The sequence below is a fragment of the Streptomyces longispororuber genome (assembly GCF_024448165.1).
Classification (GTDB): domain Bacteria; phylum Actinomycetota; class Actinomycetes; order Streptomycetales; family Streptomycetaceae; genus Streptomyces; species Streptomyces longispororuber_A.
In genome coordinates this window covers 1-16,518 of sequence record NZ_JAMOLN010000013.1, presented here as the reverse complement: position 1 = coordinate 16,518, position 16,518 = coordinate 1, and the positions used below count along the sequence as shown (strand labels likewise).

General features: G+C 73.0%; 12 protein-coding genes. 2 read left to right on the top strand and 10 right to left on the bottom strand.

The genetic code is table 11. The features are described from left to right. Position 1: 1 nt before the first annotated feature. From M4J07_RS05865 to pqqA, 6 genes are all read right to left on the bottom strand, one after another. On the bottom strand, positions 2-1,069 hold the full coding sequence (locus M4J07_RS05865) for a ParB/RepB/Spo0J family partition protein (RefSeq protein WP_255967956.1): 1,068 nt from the start codon (positions 1,067-1,069) through the stop codon (positions 2-4). Positions 1,070-1,255: 186 nt separating this feature from the next. Further along, entirely contained in the window at positions 1,256-2,161 is a 906-nt protein-coding gene (pqqB, locus tag M4J07_RS05860; protein WP_255967954.1) for a pyrroloquinoline quinone biosynthesis protein PqqB, read from the bottom strand. After that, positions 2,158-3,252 (bottom strand): pyrroloquinoline quinone biosynthesis protein PqqE, encoded by a 1,095-nt coding sequence (gene pqqE, locus M4J07_RS05855; RefSeq protein ID WP_255967952.1) that lies wholly within the window; start codon positions 3,250-3,252, stop codon positions 2,158-2,160. Before pqqE ends, pqqB begins: the two co-directional genes overlap by 4 nt. Then, complete coding sequence (gene pqqD / locus M4J07_RS05850) at positions 3,245-3,517, bottom strand: pyrroloquinoline quinone biosynthesis peptide chaperone PqqD (protein WP_255967950.1); 273 nt, start codon at positions 3,515-3,517, stop codon at positions 3,245-3,247. Before pqqD ends, pqqE begins: the two co-directional genes overlap by 8 nt. Beyond that, a complete protein-coding gene (gene pqqC, locus M4J07_RS05845; RefSeq protein ID WP_255967948.1) occupies positions 3,514-4,242 on the bottom strand; it encodes a pyrroloquinoline-quinone synthase PqqC in 729 nt (242 codons plus the stop codon). Before pqqC ends, pqqD begins: the two co-directional genes overlap by 4 nt. Positions 4,243-4,268: 26 nt before the next feature. Further along, positions 4,269-4,379, bottom strand: coding sequence for a pyrroloquinoline quinone precursor peptide PqqA (gene pqqA, locus M4J07_RS05840; protein WP_255967946.1), 111 nt, complete (start codon positions 4,377-4,379; stop codon positions 4,269-4,271). A 359-nt stretch (positions 4,380-4,738) separates the two neighbouring features. On the opposite strand from pqqA, the gene abc-f reads away from it, so the two are divergent. Together abc-f and M4J07_RS05830 are read left to right on the top strand one after the other, a co-directional pair. Continuing rightward, positions 4,739-6,376 carry a ribosomal protection-like ABC-F family protein gene (gene abc-f / locus M4J07_RS05835; RefSeq protein WP_255967944.1) on the top strand — a complete coding sequence of 546 codons (1,638 nt, stop codon included), beginning with the start codon at positions 4,739-4,741 and terminating at the stop codon, positions 6,374-6,376. Further along, positions 6,369-8,120, top strand: a complete 1,752-nt coding sequence (locus M4J07_RS05830) for an ABC-F family ATP-binding cassette domain-containing protein (RefSeq protein ID WP_255967942.1) — start codon at positions 6,369-6,371, stop codon at positions 8,118-8,120. The genes abc-f and M4J07_RS05830 overlap by 8 nt, the downstream gene beginning before the upstream one ends. Here the strand turns inward: M4J07_RS05830 and M4J07_RS05825 are convergent. The 4 genes from M4J07_RS05825 to M4J07_RS05810 form a co-directional block, all read right to left on the bottom strand. After that, on the bottom strand, positions 8,117-8,671 hold the full coding sequence (locus M4J07_RS05825) for a hydrolase (RefSeq protein ID WP_255967940.1): 555 nt from the start codon (positions 8,669-8,671) through the stop codon (positions 8,117-8,119). The genes M4J07_RS05830 and M4J07_RS05825 overlap by 4 nt on opposite strands. A 73-nt stretch (positions 8,672-8,744) precedes the next feature. Further along, on the bottom strand, positions 8,745-11,576 hold the full coding sequence (locus tag M4J07_RS05820; RefSeq protein ID WP_255967938.1) for an alpha/beta fold hydrolase: 2,832 nt from the start codon (positions 11,574-11,576) through the stop codon (positions 8,745-8,747). 30 nt (positions 11,577-11,606) lie between these two features. Beyond that, entirely contained in the window at positions 11,607-14,636 is a 3,030-nt protein-coding gene (locus tag M4J07_RS05815; protein ID WP_255968067.1) for an SDR family NAD(P)-dependent oxidoreductase, read from the bottom strand. A gap of 155 nt (positions 14,637-14,791) precedes the next feature. After that, positions 14,792-16,518, bottom strand: a 1,727-nt coding sequence (locus M4J07_RS05810) for a beta-ketoacyl synthase N-terminal-like domain-containing protein (RefSeq protein ID WP_255967936.1), incomplete at its 5' end; no start/stop codon positions are given.

Genomic DNA, 16,518 nt, shown 5'->3' with positions numbered 1-16,518 from the left:
GTCAGCCGGAGTCGCCGACCTCGCGCGCGAACTGCGCCCACATGCCCGCGTACTTCCTCGCCAGGTCGGCCACGAGGTCCGTGCAGTGCGCGGGCACGACCTCGGCCATCAGCAGCAGTTCCCGCGGCTCCAGGGCGTTGCGCTGCAACAGGCGGAGCAGCTGACGGCCGCTCTCCTTGTGCCGCAGGGACGGGTCGCGCAGGAGCTTGTCCATGGGCGAGACATCGGCCGAACGGACCGGCTGGACCGGCTGAGCCGGGTGGACCGGCTGGATCGGGTGGACGACGGCCGGGGCTTCCCGAGGGGCGTCGTGGGTGCGGTGAGCGTCGTGGGCGTCGTCGGTGGTGCGCGGTTCCGGTACGGGCGACCGGCCCACGACGAGTCGTTTGCGGACGTCGCTGACCGTCGCCGGTGAGATGCCGGCCTCCCTGGCCACCTCGCGCAGCGAGGCCCGAGGCCGCTCCGCCAGCAGTTCGGCGGCCTTCCAGCGGCCTTCGGAACCGTCCAGCGGCCGGACCCGGCCGTCCCTGCCCCGGCGGGCCCGCGGGTGGGGCGTCGCGCCGTCCGACGCGGACCGCAGGGCGGCCACGGTCTTGGCGCCGATGCCGGCGGTGCGCGCCACGGCCCGGTCCGACAGGTGCGGCCACTGGGCGAGGATGCGCTCCGCCGCGGCCCTGCGGTCCTCCCGGGAGAGGGGCAGGCCGTGCGCCGTGTTGGACCGGACGGCGAGCAGGAACGCCTCTTCGGCCGCGCCGTCGAAGAACCGCGCCTCGATGGTCGTACGGCCCTGCGCGCAGGCGGCCATGACGCGGTGCATGCCGTCGATCACCCGCAGCGTGGACCGCTCCACGAGGATCGGCGGCAGCGGTTCGTCGAGCTCCGCGAGCCGGGCGACGTGCGCGGCGTCCTCCCCCTGGAGGCGGGGCGAGTAGCCGGGCACGAGCGACGCGATCGGGACGGATTCGACGTCCTCGCCGAGAGTTCCGGCCATGGCCGCCGCCGTCGTCGTGGCAGGCGCGTCGGAATCCTCGCGCGCCGCCTCGAAAAGAAGTGCATGGGAATCGGGCATGGAACTCACTCATCTCCCCCGCATTTCGGCTCACTGGCCGCCTGGCCGGGTTCTGAACGGTACACAGCTTCGCCCGCCACGGGTAACACAGGCCATCGACATACGAGTCAGAATTGCTGGAGGAACACGGAAGGAATGCTTGATGAACGCTTGAGGAGTGCTCGGAGAAACCAAGAAGTCCCCGGCTCAGACAATGAGTTCGGCGCCGTCCGGCAGCACTTCCGCACCGGCCCCGCGCATCGTTTCCGTGGCGGCGGACTCGGGGTCGAGCAGCGGATTGGTGTTGTTGAGGTGGGTGTAGATCCGGCGCGGTCCGCAAGGGCGGGCGAGGCGCGCGAGGCGGGTGAGGCTGCCGCCGGGGCCGTCCACGGGCAGGTGCCCCATCAGCGGCTGCCCGGCGTCCGCGGCGCGCACCGCGCTGCCCAGCTCGTCGGCGCTGAAGAAGGTGCCGTCCAGCAGGGCGCAGGACGCCGAGGCCAGCAGGTCCTCGAAGCCGTCGGGCCAGACGGCCAGGCACGGCGCGTACAGGAGCACGCCGCCGGTCGCCGGGTCCTCGATGCGGTAGGCCACCACCCAGGGGACGCCGGGGTCCGGATCGCCCACGTACTTGGGGGCCTTGGCGCTGACCGGGTGCGCGGTGACGGTGAGGCCGCCGGACAGGGCGAAGCCGCCGGCGACGGTGCTGTCCCGCCACTCCCAGGGCGTGTAGCGGTCCAGCAGACCGCGCAGCGGCAGGCCGGTGGTGAGCGCGTCGCGGACCGGCGGCGCGGCGTGCACCGTGAGGTCCGCGCCGCCGCGCAGCACGGCCAGCCCCAGCGCGTGGTCGACCTCGGCGTCGGTGAGCAGGACGCCGCGCACGGGAGTGTCGCGCGGGCCGGGTCCCGGCGTCAGGGCGGGCGCGGCGATGAGCTGGGTGCGGATGTCGGGCGAGGCGTTGAGCAGCCACCAGTCCCGTCCGTCGCCGCTGACGGCGACGGACTCCTGGGAGCGTGCGGGCAGTTCGCCGCGGTGGGCGCGGACGCACAGCGCGCAGGCGCAGTTCCACTGCGGGAAGCCGCCGCCGGCCGCGGTGCCGAGCAGAACCACCTTCACGGCGCCACCGGAACGCGCGGCACGAACGCCGGTGCGGGCCCGTCGGTGACCTCCGCGAGCGCCGCGTCGACCAGGTTCCGGTGCGGGGAAAGACCGCAGGCCGGGTCGGTGGCCGCGGCGTCGCCGGTGAGCTGGAAGGCCTGGCAGCGGCAGCCGCCGTGGTCGGTGTGCCGCTCCGGGCAGGTGCGGCACGGGTCGCGCATCCAGCCGGTGCCGCGGTAGGCGTTGAACGCCCGCGAGGCGTACCAGATCTCCGCGAGCGGGCTGCGCAGCACGTTCTCCGTCGGCAGGGTGGTGATGGCGTACGCGGCGGGGCACGGCAGCACGTCGCCGGTGGGGGTGACGGTCAACTGGGTGCTGCCCCAGCCGTCCATGCACGGCTTGGGCCGGTCGTCGTAGTAGTCGGCCGCCACGTAGACCAGATCGGGGCCGCCCGCGTGCCGCTCGCGGACGCGCCGCACCGCGTCGCGCGCCGCGGCGAGCTGGCCGGCGGTGGGCATCAGCGCGGCGCGGTTGCGCAGCCCCCAGCCGTAGTACTGGGTGTTGGCGAGCTCGATCCGGTCGGCGCCCAGGGAGACGGCGAGGTCCACGATCCGCTCGACCCGGTCGATGTTCCCGCGGTGCAGCACGACGTTGACGGTGAGCGGGAGGCCGGCGGCGGTGACGGCCTCGGCGGCCTTCAGCTTGGCGGCGTGCACCCGGGCCCCGGCGATCCGGTCGCCGGACTCCGGGTCGGCGTCCTGGAGGGAGAGCTGGACGTGGTCGACGCCGCGCTCCGCGAGGTCCCGCGCCCGCTCGGCGGTCAGGCCGACGCCGCTGGTGACCAGGTTGACGTAGGCGCCGAGCTGCCGGGCGTGGCCGACCAGGTCGGGCAGGTCGGGGCGGGCCAGGGGTTCGCCGCCGGAGAAGTGCATCTGCACGACGCCGAGTTCACGGGCCTGGGTGAGGATGTCCAGCCACTGCTCGCGGCTCAGCTCGGCGGAGCGGGCGGCGAGTTCCAGGGGGTTGGAGCAGTACGGGCAGTGCAGGGGGCAGCGGTGGGTCAGCTCGATCAGCATGCCCAGCGGCGCGGCGACGGCCGGCTCAGCCATCCAGGTCCACCACCCGGCGCTCCGCGAGGCGCAGCAGCAGCTCGCAGACGTCCTCGGTGCGCACGCCGTCGTAGTCCTGGCCGAGGCGCTCGACGATGCGGGTGACGGAGGCGGTGCCGTCGCAGTGGGCGAGCACCGCGGCCGCGGTGTCGTTGAGGACCACGACGCGTTCGGGCAGCAGGGCCAGCTCGCCGCGGGCGGGGTCGCTGGTGAGCCGGACTCCGGGCCGCAGGCGCGGCACGGTGGGCTCGGGCAGGCCGGTCATGTCCGCGGTGCTCCGTTTCCCGTGTGGTAGTCGAGCGAGTCCAGGACGGCGGTCAGGACCTGGCACTTGAAGGCCAGGGCACGAACGCAGGCCTCCTGCTGTGCCCTGGTGACGGCGTGCCGGACCACCAGGTCGAGCAGGGAGCGGCCCTCGGGTCCGACCACCTCGATGCGGGCGGTGAAGTACTCGAAGCCCTCCTCCGCGATCCACGGGTAGTGCTCCCGCAGCCGGCCGAGGCGGTGGGCGAGCAGGCCGGGGGAGAACAGTTCGGTGAGCCCGGACGCGGCGGCCTCCAGCCAGGGGCGGCGGCGCGCGAAGTCCACGTAGGCGTCCACGGCGAAGCGGGTGCCCGGAAGGACGAGGTGCTCGTCGAGCACGTCGTCCTTCCGGAGCCCGACCGCTTCGCCCAGTCGCAGCCACTTCTCCGCGCCGCCCGACGCGGCGTCCGTCCCGTCGTGGTAGACGATCCTGGACAGCCACTGCCGCCGCACCTCGGGCAGCGGGCAGTTGGCCACGATCGCGGCGTCCTTCTGGGGCAGGCAGCGCTGGTAGTACCAGCGGTTGGCCGCCCACAGCCGCAGCTCGTCCTGGCCCAGCAGACCGTCGTGCATCCGACGGTGGAAGGGGTGCCGGTCCCAGTACGAGGACTCCAGCGCCTGCAGCTCCTGCCGGAATTCGGCCTCGCTCCAGGGCGCGTCCACCTCGTGCGTCACGGACATCGCCATGCCTGCGTCCTTTCTGCGGCGGAGGGTCAGTCGCGGCTGAAGTAGGCGGTGACTTCCATGCCGGTGTCGAAGGAAACGAAATCGGGACGGTGCCATGCCGTCTTCTCGGTGCGGAGTTCCTTGTCGGCGATTCGCATGCGACGCTCCTTTTCACAGAACGGTGTTTTTTCGAATGAAGCGAGGGCGACACTAACGATGCACGTGAAGAGTCTGCAATGTTCAGGGCTTGTGTTGCGCTCAAGAATGTGTCTTGCGGCGCACGCGTATGAACATGCTTTCTCTCCAGGGCAGTTGGCCGATGACCCGATTCCACCGGCGGCGCCTTCTCCTTCTGCTACGGTGATCAGCAGATGGTGTGAGAGCGAGGGAGAGGTAGCCGTGGTGATCGCGGGTGACGACGACATCTCCGTGTGAGACCGGGATGTCGCACGTGCTCTGACCACACACCCCATGGGTGCGCTTCGGTGCGCCCGCATCATCTGCGAGGCATGCGTCTATGTCCGATGCCGGAATCGTCTGCTCGAACCTTTCCTTCTCCTGGCCCGACGGCACTCCCGTGTTCCACGACCTGTCCTGGACCGTGGGCGAGGGCCACACCGGCCTGGTCGCACCGAACGGTGCGGGCAAGTCCACCCTGCTGCGCCTGATCACGGGCGAACTGAGCCCGAACCGCGGCTCCGTGACCGTCAAGGGCCTGCTCGGCCACCTCCCCCAGAACCTGCCGCTGACCGGTGACCTGACCGTGGCCGAGGTGCTCGGCATCGCGCCGGTCATCGAGGCCCTGAACGCCATCGAGTCCGGCGACGTGGCCGAGGAACACTTCGCCACGGTCGGCGACGACTGGGACATCGAGGAGCGCAGCCGGGCCCAGCTCGACCGCCTCGGCCTCGACGGCGTCCCGCTGACCCAGCGGCTGCACGCCCTCAGCGGCGGCCAGGTCGTCTCGCTCGGCCTGGCGAACCAGCTGATCAGACAGCCCGACGTGCTGCTGCTCGACGAACCGACCAACAACCTCGACCTGGACGCCCGCCGCCGGCTCTACCAGGTGCTGGAGAGCTGGACCGGCTGTCTGCTGGTGGTCAGTCACGACCGGGCGCTGCTCGACCGGATGGACGGCATCGCCGAACTCGACGCGGGCGACATGCGGTGGTACGGCGGCAACTACAGCGACTACGAGGAGGCCGTGCGCGGCGAGCAGGAGACCGCCGAGAAGAACATCCGCACCGCCGAGCAGCAGGTCAAGCGGGAGAAGCGGGAGATGCAGCAGGCCCGTGAGCGGGCCGCGCGCCGGGCCGGGGTCGGCGCCCGCGCCGCCGCGAAGGGCAGCATCTCCAAGATGGCCGCCGGCACCCTCAAGCGACGCGCCCAGGAGTCGGCGGCCAAGTCCAACGACACGCACGGCCAGCGTCTCGCCGACGCCAGGACGCGGCTGGACGAGGCGAGCCGGATGCTGCGGGACGACCGCAGGATCTCGCTGGAGCTGCCCGACACCAACGTCCCGGCGGGCCGGACCGTCTTCCTCGGCGAGAACATCAACGTCCGCTACGGCGAGCGGGACCTGTTCGCGGGCGACGGGGTGGCCCTGACCATCCGAGGTCCGGAGCGGATCGCGCTGACCGGCCCCAACGGCGCGGGCAAGTCCACGCTGCTGCGGGTGATCAGCGGTGAACTGGCGGCGCGCAGCGGCGAGTTCAAGCGGGCGGACGGCCGCATCGCCTATCTGTCCCAGCGTCTCGACACCCTGCCGCTGGACCGCACCGTCGCGCAGTGCATGGCCGACTACGCGCCGCACAAGCCGGAGGCGGAGCGGATGACCCTGCTGGCCCGCTTCCTCTTCCGCGGGGCCGCGGCGCACCTGCCGGTGGGGTCCCTGTCCGGCGGCGAGCGGCTGCGCGCCACCCTGGCCTGCGTCCTGGGCGCCGAGCCCGCGCCGCAGCTGCTGCTGCTCGACGAGCCGACCAACAACCTCGACCTGGACAGCGTCGAGCAGTTGGAAGGGGCCCTCAACTCGTACGAGGGCGCGTTCGTCGTGGTCAGTCACGACGAGCGGTTCATCAAGGAGATCGGGGTGAACCGCTGGCTGCGGATGTCCGACGGCCGGCTGCAGGAAGCGGGGGCTCCCGACGATGAGTGACGCCTCCTCCGACCTGCCCGGCGGGCAGGACGTCCTGTCCGCCGACCACCGCTCGGCGCATCTGCTCGCCGAGAACCTGCACGTCGTCCTGGGCGACCGCGTGGTGCTGCACGACGTGTCGCTCAAGGTCTCGCACGGCGAGCGGGTGGGCCTCATCGGCGAGAACGGGCGCGGCAAGTCCACGCTGCTGCGGGCCATCGCCGGCGACCTCGCCCCGCAGCGCGGCGAGGTGGTGCGGGCGGTGACGGGACACGTGGGATTCCTGCCCCAACAGCCGGACTTCCCGGCCGACTTCACCATCGACGACGTGCTGGCCCGGGCGACCGCGCAGTTCGCCGAGATGTCCGCGCGGATGCGGGCCGCCGAGGAGCGGATGGCGTCCGACGAGGGCGATCTCGCCGCGGTCCTCGACGAGTACGGGCGGCTCCAGGAGGAGTTCGACCGGCGCGGCGGCTGGGAGCTCGGCGCCCGGATCGGCGAGGTCCTCGACGTGTTCGGGCTCGCCGGGATCGACCGGGGACGCGGCGTGCGGACCCTGTCGGGCGGCGAACGGTCCCGTCTCGCGCTGGCCGCGCTGGTGCTCGACGAACCGGCCGGGCTGCTGCTCGACGAGCCGACGAACCACCTCGACGACCGGGCGGTGGACTGGCTCGTCCAGTGGCTCGGCGCCTACCGGGGCCCGTGTCTGATCGCCTCGCACGACCGGGCGCTGCTGGACACGGCGGTCACCGCCATCGTCGACCTGGACGGCCCCCGCGGCTCCACCGTCCGCTACGGCGGCGGCTACCGCGACTACCTCGCCGAGCGCGCCGCCGCCCGGGAGCGCTGGTGGCAGCGGTACCGCGAGTGGAGCAAGGAGCTGGCGGAGGCGCGGCGGCGGGTGCAGCGGGCCGCCACCAGCGGGCGGGTCTACAGCGGCCGGGCCGACAACGACAAGCTGTCCTACGACGCGGCGGGCAGCGGCGCCGAACGGGCCGTCGCCCGCACGGGGCGCGCCGCCCAACTGCATCTGCAGCGGCTGCTCGGCGAGGCCGTGCCGCGGCCGCCGGAGCCCCTCGACTTCGCTCCCCCGCAGGACGCGGAGGCCGCGGAGGCCGGGAAGACGGCGGACGGGGTCCAGGAGCCGGCCGACGGCGTACTCCTGCGGGCCACCGGAGTGAGCGTCGGCGAGGTGCTGCGGGCGGCGGACCTGGAACTGGCGGCGGGCAGCCGGTTCGTCATCAGCGGTCCGAACGGGGCGGGCAAGTCGACGCTGCTCTCGGTCCTGGTGGGCGAGCGGGCGCCGGACGCCGGCCAGGTGTGGCGGGCGCCGGGGCTGCGTATCGGATACCTGCCGCAGGACAGCGACTTCGGGGCGGAGCGGCGCGGTCTCCTCGACGCGTTCGCCGCGCGCCGCGCGGCCCATGTCGAGGACGCCGCCGCCGAGTTGACCCGGTTCGGGCTGTTCGGCGCCGACGACTTCGACACGCCCGCGAACCGGCTGTCCATCGGCCAGTGGCGGCGCCTCGACCTCGCCCTGCTCTTCGCCGCGCGGCCGCACCTGCTGCTGCTCGACGAACCCACCAACCACCTGAGCCTGGTGCTGGTCGAGCAGTTGCTGGACGCGGTGGACCGCTTCACGGGGCCGGTCGTGACCGTCACCCACGACCGGGCCCTGCGCGAACGCCACCGTGACCGGCTCCTGGAACTGTCCGAGGGAAGACTGACCGGACCAGGGCGAGGGCCCGGGGCCGAGCGGTCCTAGCGGATGTAGCGGCCGTCCAGGTACTTCTTCGCCAGGTCGAGGTAGCGCGCGTCCTCGGAGTTGCGGATCAGTTCGAAGAAGAACATCTCCCGCGTGATCAGGTGGACCCCGTGCCGGCGCAGCCGGTCGAGGCCCAGCTCGTGGTCCGCCTGGTTGCGGGCGGAGACGGTGTCCGCCAGCACGAACACCGTCTTGCCCTGCTCCAGCAGGCTCAGCGCCGACTGGAGGACGACGACGTGGGTCTCCGCACCGGCCAGCACGTACTGGTCCCGGTCGGAGGCCGCCACGTACTGCGCGATGGGCTCCTCGCGCAGCAGGTCGAAGTGCTCCTTCTCCAGCCGGGTCGCGCCCTCGGCCGCCTCGTGCAGCGACAGGGAGAGCCCGCCCAGCTTCTTGTGCTCGGTGAGCAGCACCGGGAGGTCGAACTCCCGCGCCACCTCCGCCATCCAGCAGGTGTTGTGCAGCAACTGGGTGCCGTCGATCAGCAGCGGAACGAGCTCCAGCTGCATGTCGAAGAGGACGACCGACGCCTTGTCCGCGTGTACGAGCATGTCCCGCAACCGATCCTTTTCGTAAGTGGTGAGAGGGGTGAGAGGGGTGAGTGGTGTCGTGCGGCGGTGCGGGTCAGTCCCGCTCCGCCCAGAACTCCGTCAGCGTCCTGTTGAAGTCCCGGGCCGCGGTGAGCGGCACGTAGTGCCCGTGGTCCGCGAACTCGCGCAGCCGCACGCCGGGCACCCGGGCGTACTGGGCGACCGCCGCCTCGTCGAGGACGCAGTCGCCGAGCCCGCGGACCACCAGGCAGTCGGTGCCGAGGCCGGGCAGCCGGTCGACGACGTCGAAGGCGGTCAGGGACGTGTAGTAGGAGCGCAGGATGTCCATGGAGGCGTTCGTGCTGAACTTCTCGGCGAGGTTGTCGCCCGCGCCGAACACCGCCTCCAACAGGCCGCCGTGCAGACGCAGTTCCTCGCGCAGGTCCAGGGTGCGCTCGAAGGCGTCCTCGCCGTAGCGGGGCGCGCAGCTGACGAGGGTCAGGGAGGCGACCCGCTCCGGGTGGTTCAGGGCGGTCAGCGTGGAGATGCAGCCGCCCAGGGACCAGCCGACCAGGTCGGCCGGGCCGCCGACGGTGTCCAGGAGGAACTCGGCGACCTCGTCGGCGAGCGCCTCGAAGGAGAACCGCTCCTCGTCGAAGGACGTGCCCTTGTGTCCCGGGTACTCGGGGACGTAGATCTTGCGTCCCGCGCGCAGCAGCGCCGGGATCTGCTGGGTCCACGCCCGCTCGTCGCAGTTGAGCGGCGGGAGCAGCAGTGTGGGTCGCCCGGTGTCGCCGTACTGGGACCACTGGATCAGCGGGGTCGCCTGGCGGGCCCGGTCGGCCGGGTGGGCCAGGTGGGCCGGGGCCCGGTCCGGCGTCGGGCCGGCCGGGCGGCCGCCGATGGCGGCGGCGAGGTCGGCCACCGTCTCGTGGCGGAAGAGGTCGTGCGCCTTGATGGCGCTGCCGGCCTTCTGGTACGGGCTCAGGAGCTGGATCGCCGAGAGCGAGTCCAGGCCGAGCGTGACGATCCTGGTGCCGGGCACGACCTCGTCCGACCCGTCCTCGAAGCCCAGCAGGGCCGAGAGCCGGTCGCACAGCTCGCGCACGAGGCCGTCGAGCTCGTCGGGTCCGTCGGGTCCGTCGAGTTCGTCGAGTGCGTCGTTCACGGGGTCCGGGCCCCTTTCGGGTGCTGGTTCGGGGACGAGGGGTGCCACGGGTTCTTCCAGGACCCAGTGGCGCTTCTTCTCGAAGGGGTAGGCGGGCAGCGCGAGCGGGGCCAGGTCGGCCGGTGCGTCGAGGCGGCGGCCGAGGGCCGCGGTCGTGTCGTGCGTGCGCCACAGGACGACCAGGTCGCGCAAGGTGTCGTCGAGCCGGTCGATGTCCGCGGACCGGGGGGTCCTGCCGTGCTCCGCGGGCCGGTCCTGCGCGGCCAGGGCGGCGCGCAGTTCGTCGCGGGAACAGGCCACGACCACCAGCTCGTGCGGCAGGCGCGGGCGGCGCAGCAGCAGTTGGGACAGGTCCCGGAGCAGGTGCTCGGGCAGCTCGGCGACCAGGTCCGCGGTGGCTGCCGCCAGGGCGGCGAGGCTGTCGCGCGACGCGGCCGACAGGCAGAAGGGCAGCGACCGCCCCTGGCGGCGGTGCACGGCGTCCGCGTCGGCGGGGGCGGCGGGCAGCTTGCGCAGGACCACGTGCCCGTTGGAGCCGGTGAAGCCGAACGCGCTGATGGCGCAGAGCGGTTTGTCCTGCGGCCACGGCAGCGGTTCCCGGTTGATCTGGAACGGTGCCACGTCGAGGTAGGAGACGGTCTCGTCGTCGGCGGCGGCCACCGGCGGGATCGTGTCGTGGTGGAAGGCGAGCAGCGCCTTGATGACACTGGCCAGCCCCGAGGCCACCAGCGTGTGCCCGATGAGCGGCTTCACGGCGCCGAGGTGACAGCCGTCGCCGCCCGCCGCACGGAACGCGGAGCGCAGTCCCTCCAGCTCGATGGGGTCGCCCAGCGGTGTGCCGGTGCCGTGCGTCTCCAGGTAGGCGATCTGTGACACGTCGATGCCCGCGCGCTCGTAGAGCCCGGAGATCAGCCGGGCCTGCGGCTGCGAACTCGGCGCCATCAGGCCGTTGGTGGTGCCGTTGTGGTTGGTGCCGGTCGCCTGGACCGCGCCGTAGATCCGCAGTCCCCTGGCCCGCGCCTCGTCGTGCCGCATGACCACGAGCGCCGCGGCGCCCTCGGCCGGGACGAAGCCGTCGGCGGCGTCGGTGAAGGGCAGCGACGTGCCCTCGGGGGAGCTCATCCGGGAGCGCTGGGCGAACCGCAGCACCTCCGGGGTGCTGAAGACCGACACGGCGCCGACGACCGCGGCGCGGCACTGCCCGGCCCGGACGTTGAGCACCGCCTCGTGCAGCGCCGCCAGCGACGACGAGCACGCGCTGTCCAGCGTGATCGAGGGGCCGGTGATGTCGTAGAAGTAGGAGATGCGGCCCGACAGCGTCGAGGGCGCGTTGCCCAGGAAGCTGTGGGTGCCGTAGACGACGTCGCTGCGCTGCGCCACCAGTGAGCGGTAGTCGCCGGGCAGTCCGGCGACGAACACGCCGCAGTCCAGGTCGCGCAGGTCCGCGGGCGTCAGATAGCTGTCGTCGACGGCGTGCTGCACCGACTGCAGCAGGATCCGCTGCTGCGGGTCCATGCACTGTGCCTCGTTCGGCGAGACGCGGAAGAACCGCGCGTCGAAGTCCTGGTGCCCGTCGAGGAATCCACCGACGAAGCCCGCGCCGTGGTCGGGTTCCTGCCCCGCCCAGCGCCGGGTGGTGCCCACGGCGCTGCGGCCGTCCCGCAGCCGCTCCCAGTACTCCGTCAGGCCGTCGCTGCCGGCGAACCGGCAGGCCATGCCGACGACGACCGGGGTGTCGTCCTCAAGCAGCTCGTCCATGCCCACTCCCGATTCCGTTGCTGGTGCCGGTCACTCGAACCAGAACCGGTTCTGCTCGAACGCGTAGCCCGGCAGGTGCAGCCGGCCGAACCGGCCGTCGTCGAACATCGATTGCCATGCGAACTCCTCGCCCGCCGCATAGCGGTCCCGCAGGTCCTCCAGTGCCGCGCGGTGACCGGGGTCCGCCGCGTCGGGCAGCGTCACCCGGTGGGTGGTCAGGCGCTGGGGACGGCACTTGGCCACGTCCGCCGGGCGCGCCTGCGCCAGCCGCTGCCGCAGCTCGGCGGTGTCGGCCACGACCCAGGCCGTCCGGTACTCGAAGTGGTCGCGGCCCGCCGCCAGGGTGTGGGCGATGTCCGCGAGGTCCGCTCCCCTGCCCTCCGGACCGTCCAGCCACGCCAGGAGGCCGTCCCGCATCCGGGCGAGCGAGGCGGCGGAGCGGGCGCTGAGCGGGACGATCCAGTGCGGCCGGGACACCGTGCGGGCCGGCGGCGCGGCGGGTGCCTCGGAGAGGACCACGTGCGCGTTGGACCCGCCGAACCCGAAGGAGCTGACGCCCGCGACCAGCGGGGTGCCGCGCTCCCACGCCTCGTTCTCCAGCAGCAGCCGGAACGGCGAACCGGCCAGCTCCACCAGCGGGTTGCGCTCCTTGAAGTTGACGTTCGCCGGCAGCCGCCGGTGGCGCAGGCACAGCAGCAGCTTGAGCAGCCCGGCCATGCCGGCGGCGGGCTCCAGGTGGCCCACGTTCGTCTTCACCGCGCCGAGCGTGATGCTGCCCTGCTCGCGGTGCGGCGCGAGTCCCTCGAACGCGGTCCGCAGCGCGCCGATCTCGATCGGGTCGCCGAGGTGGGTGCCGGTGCCGTGCGCCTCGATGTGGGAGACGCGGTCGGCCAGTTCGGGCGTGTAGACCCGCTTCAGGAGGGCGACCTGCGCCTCGGGGTTGGGGGCGGTCAGCGAGTTGGAGCGGCCGTCGTGGTTCTCGGCCGCCGCCTCGACGACCGCGAGCACGGCGTCGCCGTCCCGCCGGGCGTCGTCGAGCCGTTTGACCACCACGCAGCCCACGCCCTCGGCCCGGACGTATCCATTGGCGTCCTTGTCGAAGGTGGCGCAGCGGAAGTCCGGGGAGAGGACGCCGAGTCGGCTCGCCGCGTCGGTGGCGGCCGGGTCGACGAGCACGCTGACGGCACCCACCAGGGCCACGTCGCACTCCCCCGCGGCGAGCGAGAGCACGCCCCGGTTCAGCGCCACCAGGCCGCTGGAGCAGGCCGTGTCGACGGTCTGGCTGGGGCCGGTGAAGTCGAGCAGGTGGGAGACGCGGTTGGCGAGCATGGCGTGCGCGTTGCCCGTGACCGTGTACGGGTGGGCCCAGTCGTCGCTGTGCTGCAGCGCCGTCTGGTACTCGCTGAACTGCACGCCGGCGAAGACGCCGACCTCGCGCAGGGAGCCGGGTGCGTAGCCGGCGTCGAGCAGGGCGTTGTAGGCGCTCTGCAGGAAGATCCGGTGCTGCGGGTCCATGAGCATCGCCTCGCGGGCGGACACCCCGAAGAAGGAGTGGTCGAACGCGTCGTAGGCGTCGATGGTGCCCGCGAAGTACGGCTGGTCGCGGTCCTTCCACCGGTCGACCGGGCGGATCGCGCTGCCGTTCTCGACCAGCAGCCGCCAGAAGTCCGCGAGGTCCTCGCCGCCGGGCATGATGCCGCTCATCCCGATGACGGCGTACTTGCCGCTCCCGGTGTCCTGCGGCTCCGGCGGCCGCTCCCGGGCCTGGGTCCGGGTCTGGGGCTCGGCCTGTTCCGGGGCCTGTTCCGCGGCCGGGTTCGGGGCCTGTTCCTGGGCCGGTGCGCCCTGGTCCCTCAGGTAGGCAGCCAGCGTGCTGATGGTGCTGTACTTGAAGAGCGCGTTGGGCGGGGTCTCCACGCCGAACTGCGGGCCCAGGTCCCGGGCCAGGCTCTGGAGCATCACCGAGTCGTAGCCGAGATCGCCCCAGGTGCGGTCGACGGGGATGTCCTCCGGCCGCAGTCCGGTCCGGGCGCGCACCAGCTCCGTGAGCCGCGCGCCGATGTCCTCCAGCGTCGCGCGGGAGCCGTCGGCCGGGGGGCGCGCGGCGGCCGGGGCTGCCGGGGCGATCGGGGCGGCCGGTGCCGTGGCGGGCAGCAGCCGCTGCCGCAGCAGCTCCGCGTCGCCGACGCACGGCACGACCTGGTGGCAGTCGTCCGGGACGCCGTCGACCAGGTCCGCGAAGAGCTCGGCGCCGCGCCGCGAGGAGAGCGGCTCCATGCCGAACTGGCCGCGCAGGAACGCGGCGAGCGACTGGTACTGCTCGCGCCGCTCGTCCTCGGCGTCCAGCCACAGCGGCCAGTTGACCGACAGGCTCAGACCGCTGCGCTCGCCGTCGGCCACGCGCCGGGCGCGCTCGGCGGCGAACTCGTCGAGGTAGCGGTTGGCGGCGATGTAGTCGCTCTGCCCGGTGTTCCCCATGACACTGGAGATCGAGGAGAAGACGCAGAAGAAGTCCAGGCGCAGTCCGGCGGTGCACCGGTCCAGGTTCAGCGTGCCGCGTGTCTTCGGGGCGAGCACCGCCTCCGCGTCCTGTGCCGACTTGTTCTGTACGAGGGAGTCCCTGACGACGCCCGCGGAGTGGATGACGCCGTGGAGGCCGCCGAAGCGCTCGCGGATCGTCTCGACGAGTTCCCGGGTCGCGGCCATCGAGACGATGTCCGCCTGCTCGTAGTGGAGTCCGGGCCTGGCGGCGATCCACTGCCGCTGCGCGTCGTCGGGTGCGGACCGGCCGACGGCGATGACCGTGGCGTCGTACCGCTCGGTGAGGAGTTCGGCGACGGCCCGGCCGACCTTGCCCAGGCCGCCGGTCAGCAGGTACGTCCCCCGGGTGCGCAGCCGGGTGCCGGTGGCACGGCCGAGTTCCGTCAGTTCGCGGGTCTGCCGTATCCCGCCGGACCGGCGGACCTCGGTGAGCGGCCGGCGGGCGGCGCGCAGTTCGTCGAGGAGCGGCCGCCAGCCGTCGGCGAGCGCGTCGCCGGGGCCGGTGCGGCGCAGCTGCACGGTGCGGATGTGCGGGTTCTCCTCCGCGAGTCCGTGCAGGAACCCGGCCCGCGCCCGCACCTCGGCCGGGTCGTCCTCGTGGGTCACGCCGAGGATCGTCGACGGGGTCCTGCAGCCCTGGAGGGCCTTGGCGAAGGCCAGTTCGGCGGCCACCGTCACCTCGCGCCGCAGGTCAAGCCAGTACAGGTGGTCCTGGCCCGGCTCGCCGGTGAGGTGCCGGAGCTCGTCCCCGGGCGGCACCTGGACCAGCCGGGTGCCCGGGGGTGGGTCGGGCAGCCGGTGCTCGCGGCCGGGGTCGGTGAGGACGAGGACGCACGGCACCGGCGAGTCGGCGAGGCCGTCGGCCGGCTGCGGCCGCCACGGCCCCACCGGTCACCCGCGCCGTCGGCCGGGCCCCGGCCGCCGTCGCGCAGCCGGTCGGCCAGCTCCCGGGTGCTCGACGCCCAGTAGCCGCGCCTGACCCGGTGGTGCTGGCGGGCGCAGCACAGGGTGTAGCTCAGCCCGTACAGGTACGACGCGGTGTCGGGGGCGTCGTCGAGCGCCGCGACGAGGTCGTCGGCACGGCGCCGCACGGCGGCCTCGTCCCGTCCGGAGAGCGGGACGAAGTAGCGCGGGAACGCGGGGGTGTCCGGGCGCGGTGCGACGTACTCCTGGATGATCGCGTGGCCGTTGGAGCCGCCGGCGCCGAACGCGCTCAGTCCGGCGAAGCGGGTGGGTGCGCTGCCCCTGGCCCAGGGCAGCGGCTCCTTGACGAGGGCGAAGCGCGAGTCGTCGAGGTGCAGGTCGGGGTTCTCCAGGGCGCAGTGGAGGGTGGGCGCCAGGGTCCGGTGGGCGAGCTGTTTGACGACCTTGACGAGTCCGGCCAGCGCCGCGGCTGACTCCAGGTGACCGATGTTGCTCTTCGCGGAGCCCAGGTGGGCGCGACCCTGCTCGGGTCCGCCGTAGGCCTGCCGCAGCGCGCGCACCTCGATCGGGTCGCCGAGCCGGGTGCCCGTGCCGTGCGCCTCGACGTAGGTCACCGCGGACGGTTCGATCTCCGCGCGGGCCAGCGCCGAGGCGATCACGCGGTGCTGGGCGCGTTCGGACGGCACGGTGAAGCCGGCCGTCCTGCCGCCGGAGTTCACCGCCGTCGCCCGGACGACGGCGTGCACGCGGTCGCCGTCCCGCACGGCGTCGGACAGCCGCTTGAGGACCACGGCGGCGGTGCCCTCGCCGGGGACGTAGCCGTCCGCGTCCACGCCGAAGGCCTGGCAGTGACCGGTGGGGCTGAGGAACTTGCCCTCGGACAGCAGCCGGTACTTGCCCGGGTGCGTCATGAGGTTCACGCCGCCGGCCACGGCCGTCGCGCAGTCCCCGTCGCGGATGCTGCGGACGGCCAGGTGCAGGGCGGTGAGCCCGCCGGAGCACATCGTGTCCAGGGCGATGCTCGGGCCGTGCAGGTCGAAGGCGTACGAGACGCGGTTGGCCAGGGCGGCGAAGGAGCTGCCGATGACCCGGTCGGGGGCGGTGAGGTCCTGGTAGTGGCCGAACATGGCGGCGACGAAGACGCCTACGTCGCCGGTCGGCCGGGCGAAGTGCCCCGAGTCCTCCAGGGCGTGGTAGACGGACTGCAGGAAGCGGCGCTCCTGCGGGTCCATGTACCGCGCCTCCAGGGGTGCGATGTTGAAGAAGACGGGGTCGAAGTCCAGGGCGTGGTCGAGGAATCCGCCGTGCCGGCCGTACGAGGTGCCCGGCTCGTCCGGCGCGAAGGAGTGGGCGTCGCGCCAGTCCCAGCGGTCGCCGGGGATGACCCGGACCGAGTCGTCGCCCCGCAGCAGCGCCTGCCAGTACGCCTCGGTGTCGGCGCCGCCGGGGAACTCGCCGGCCATGCCGATGATGGCGA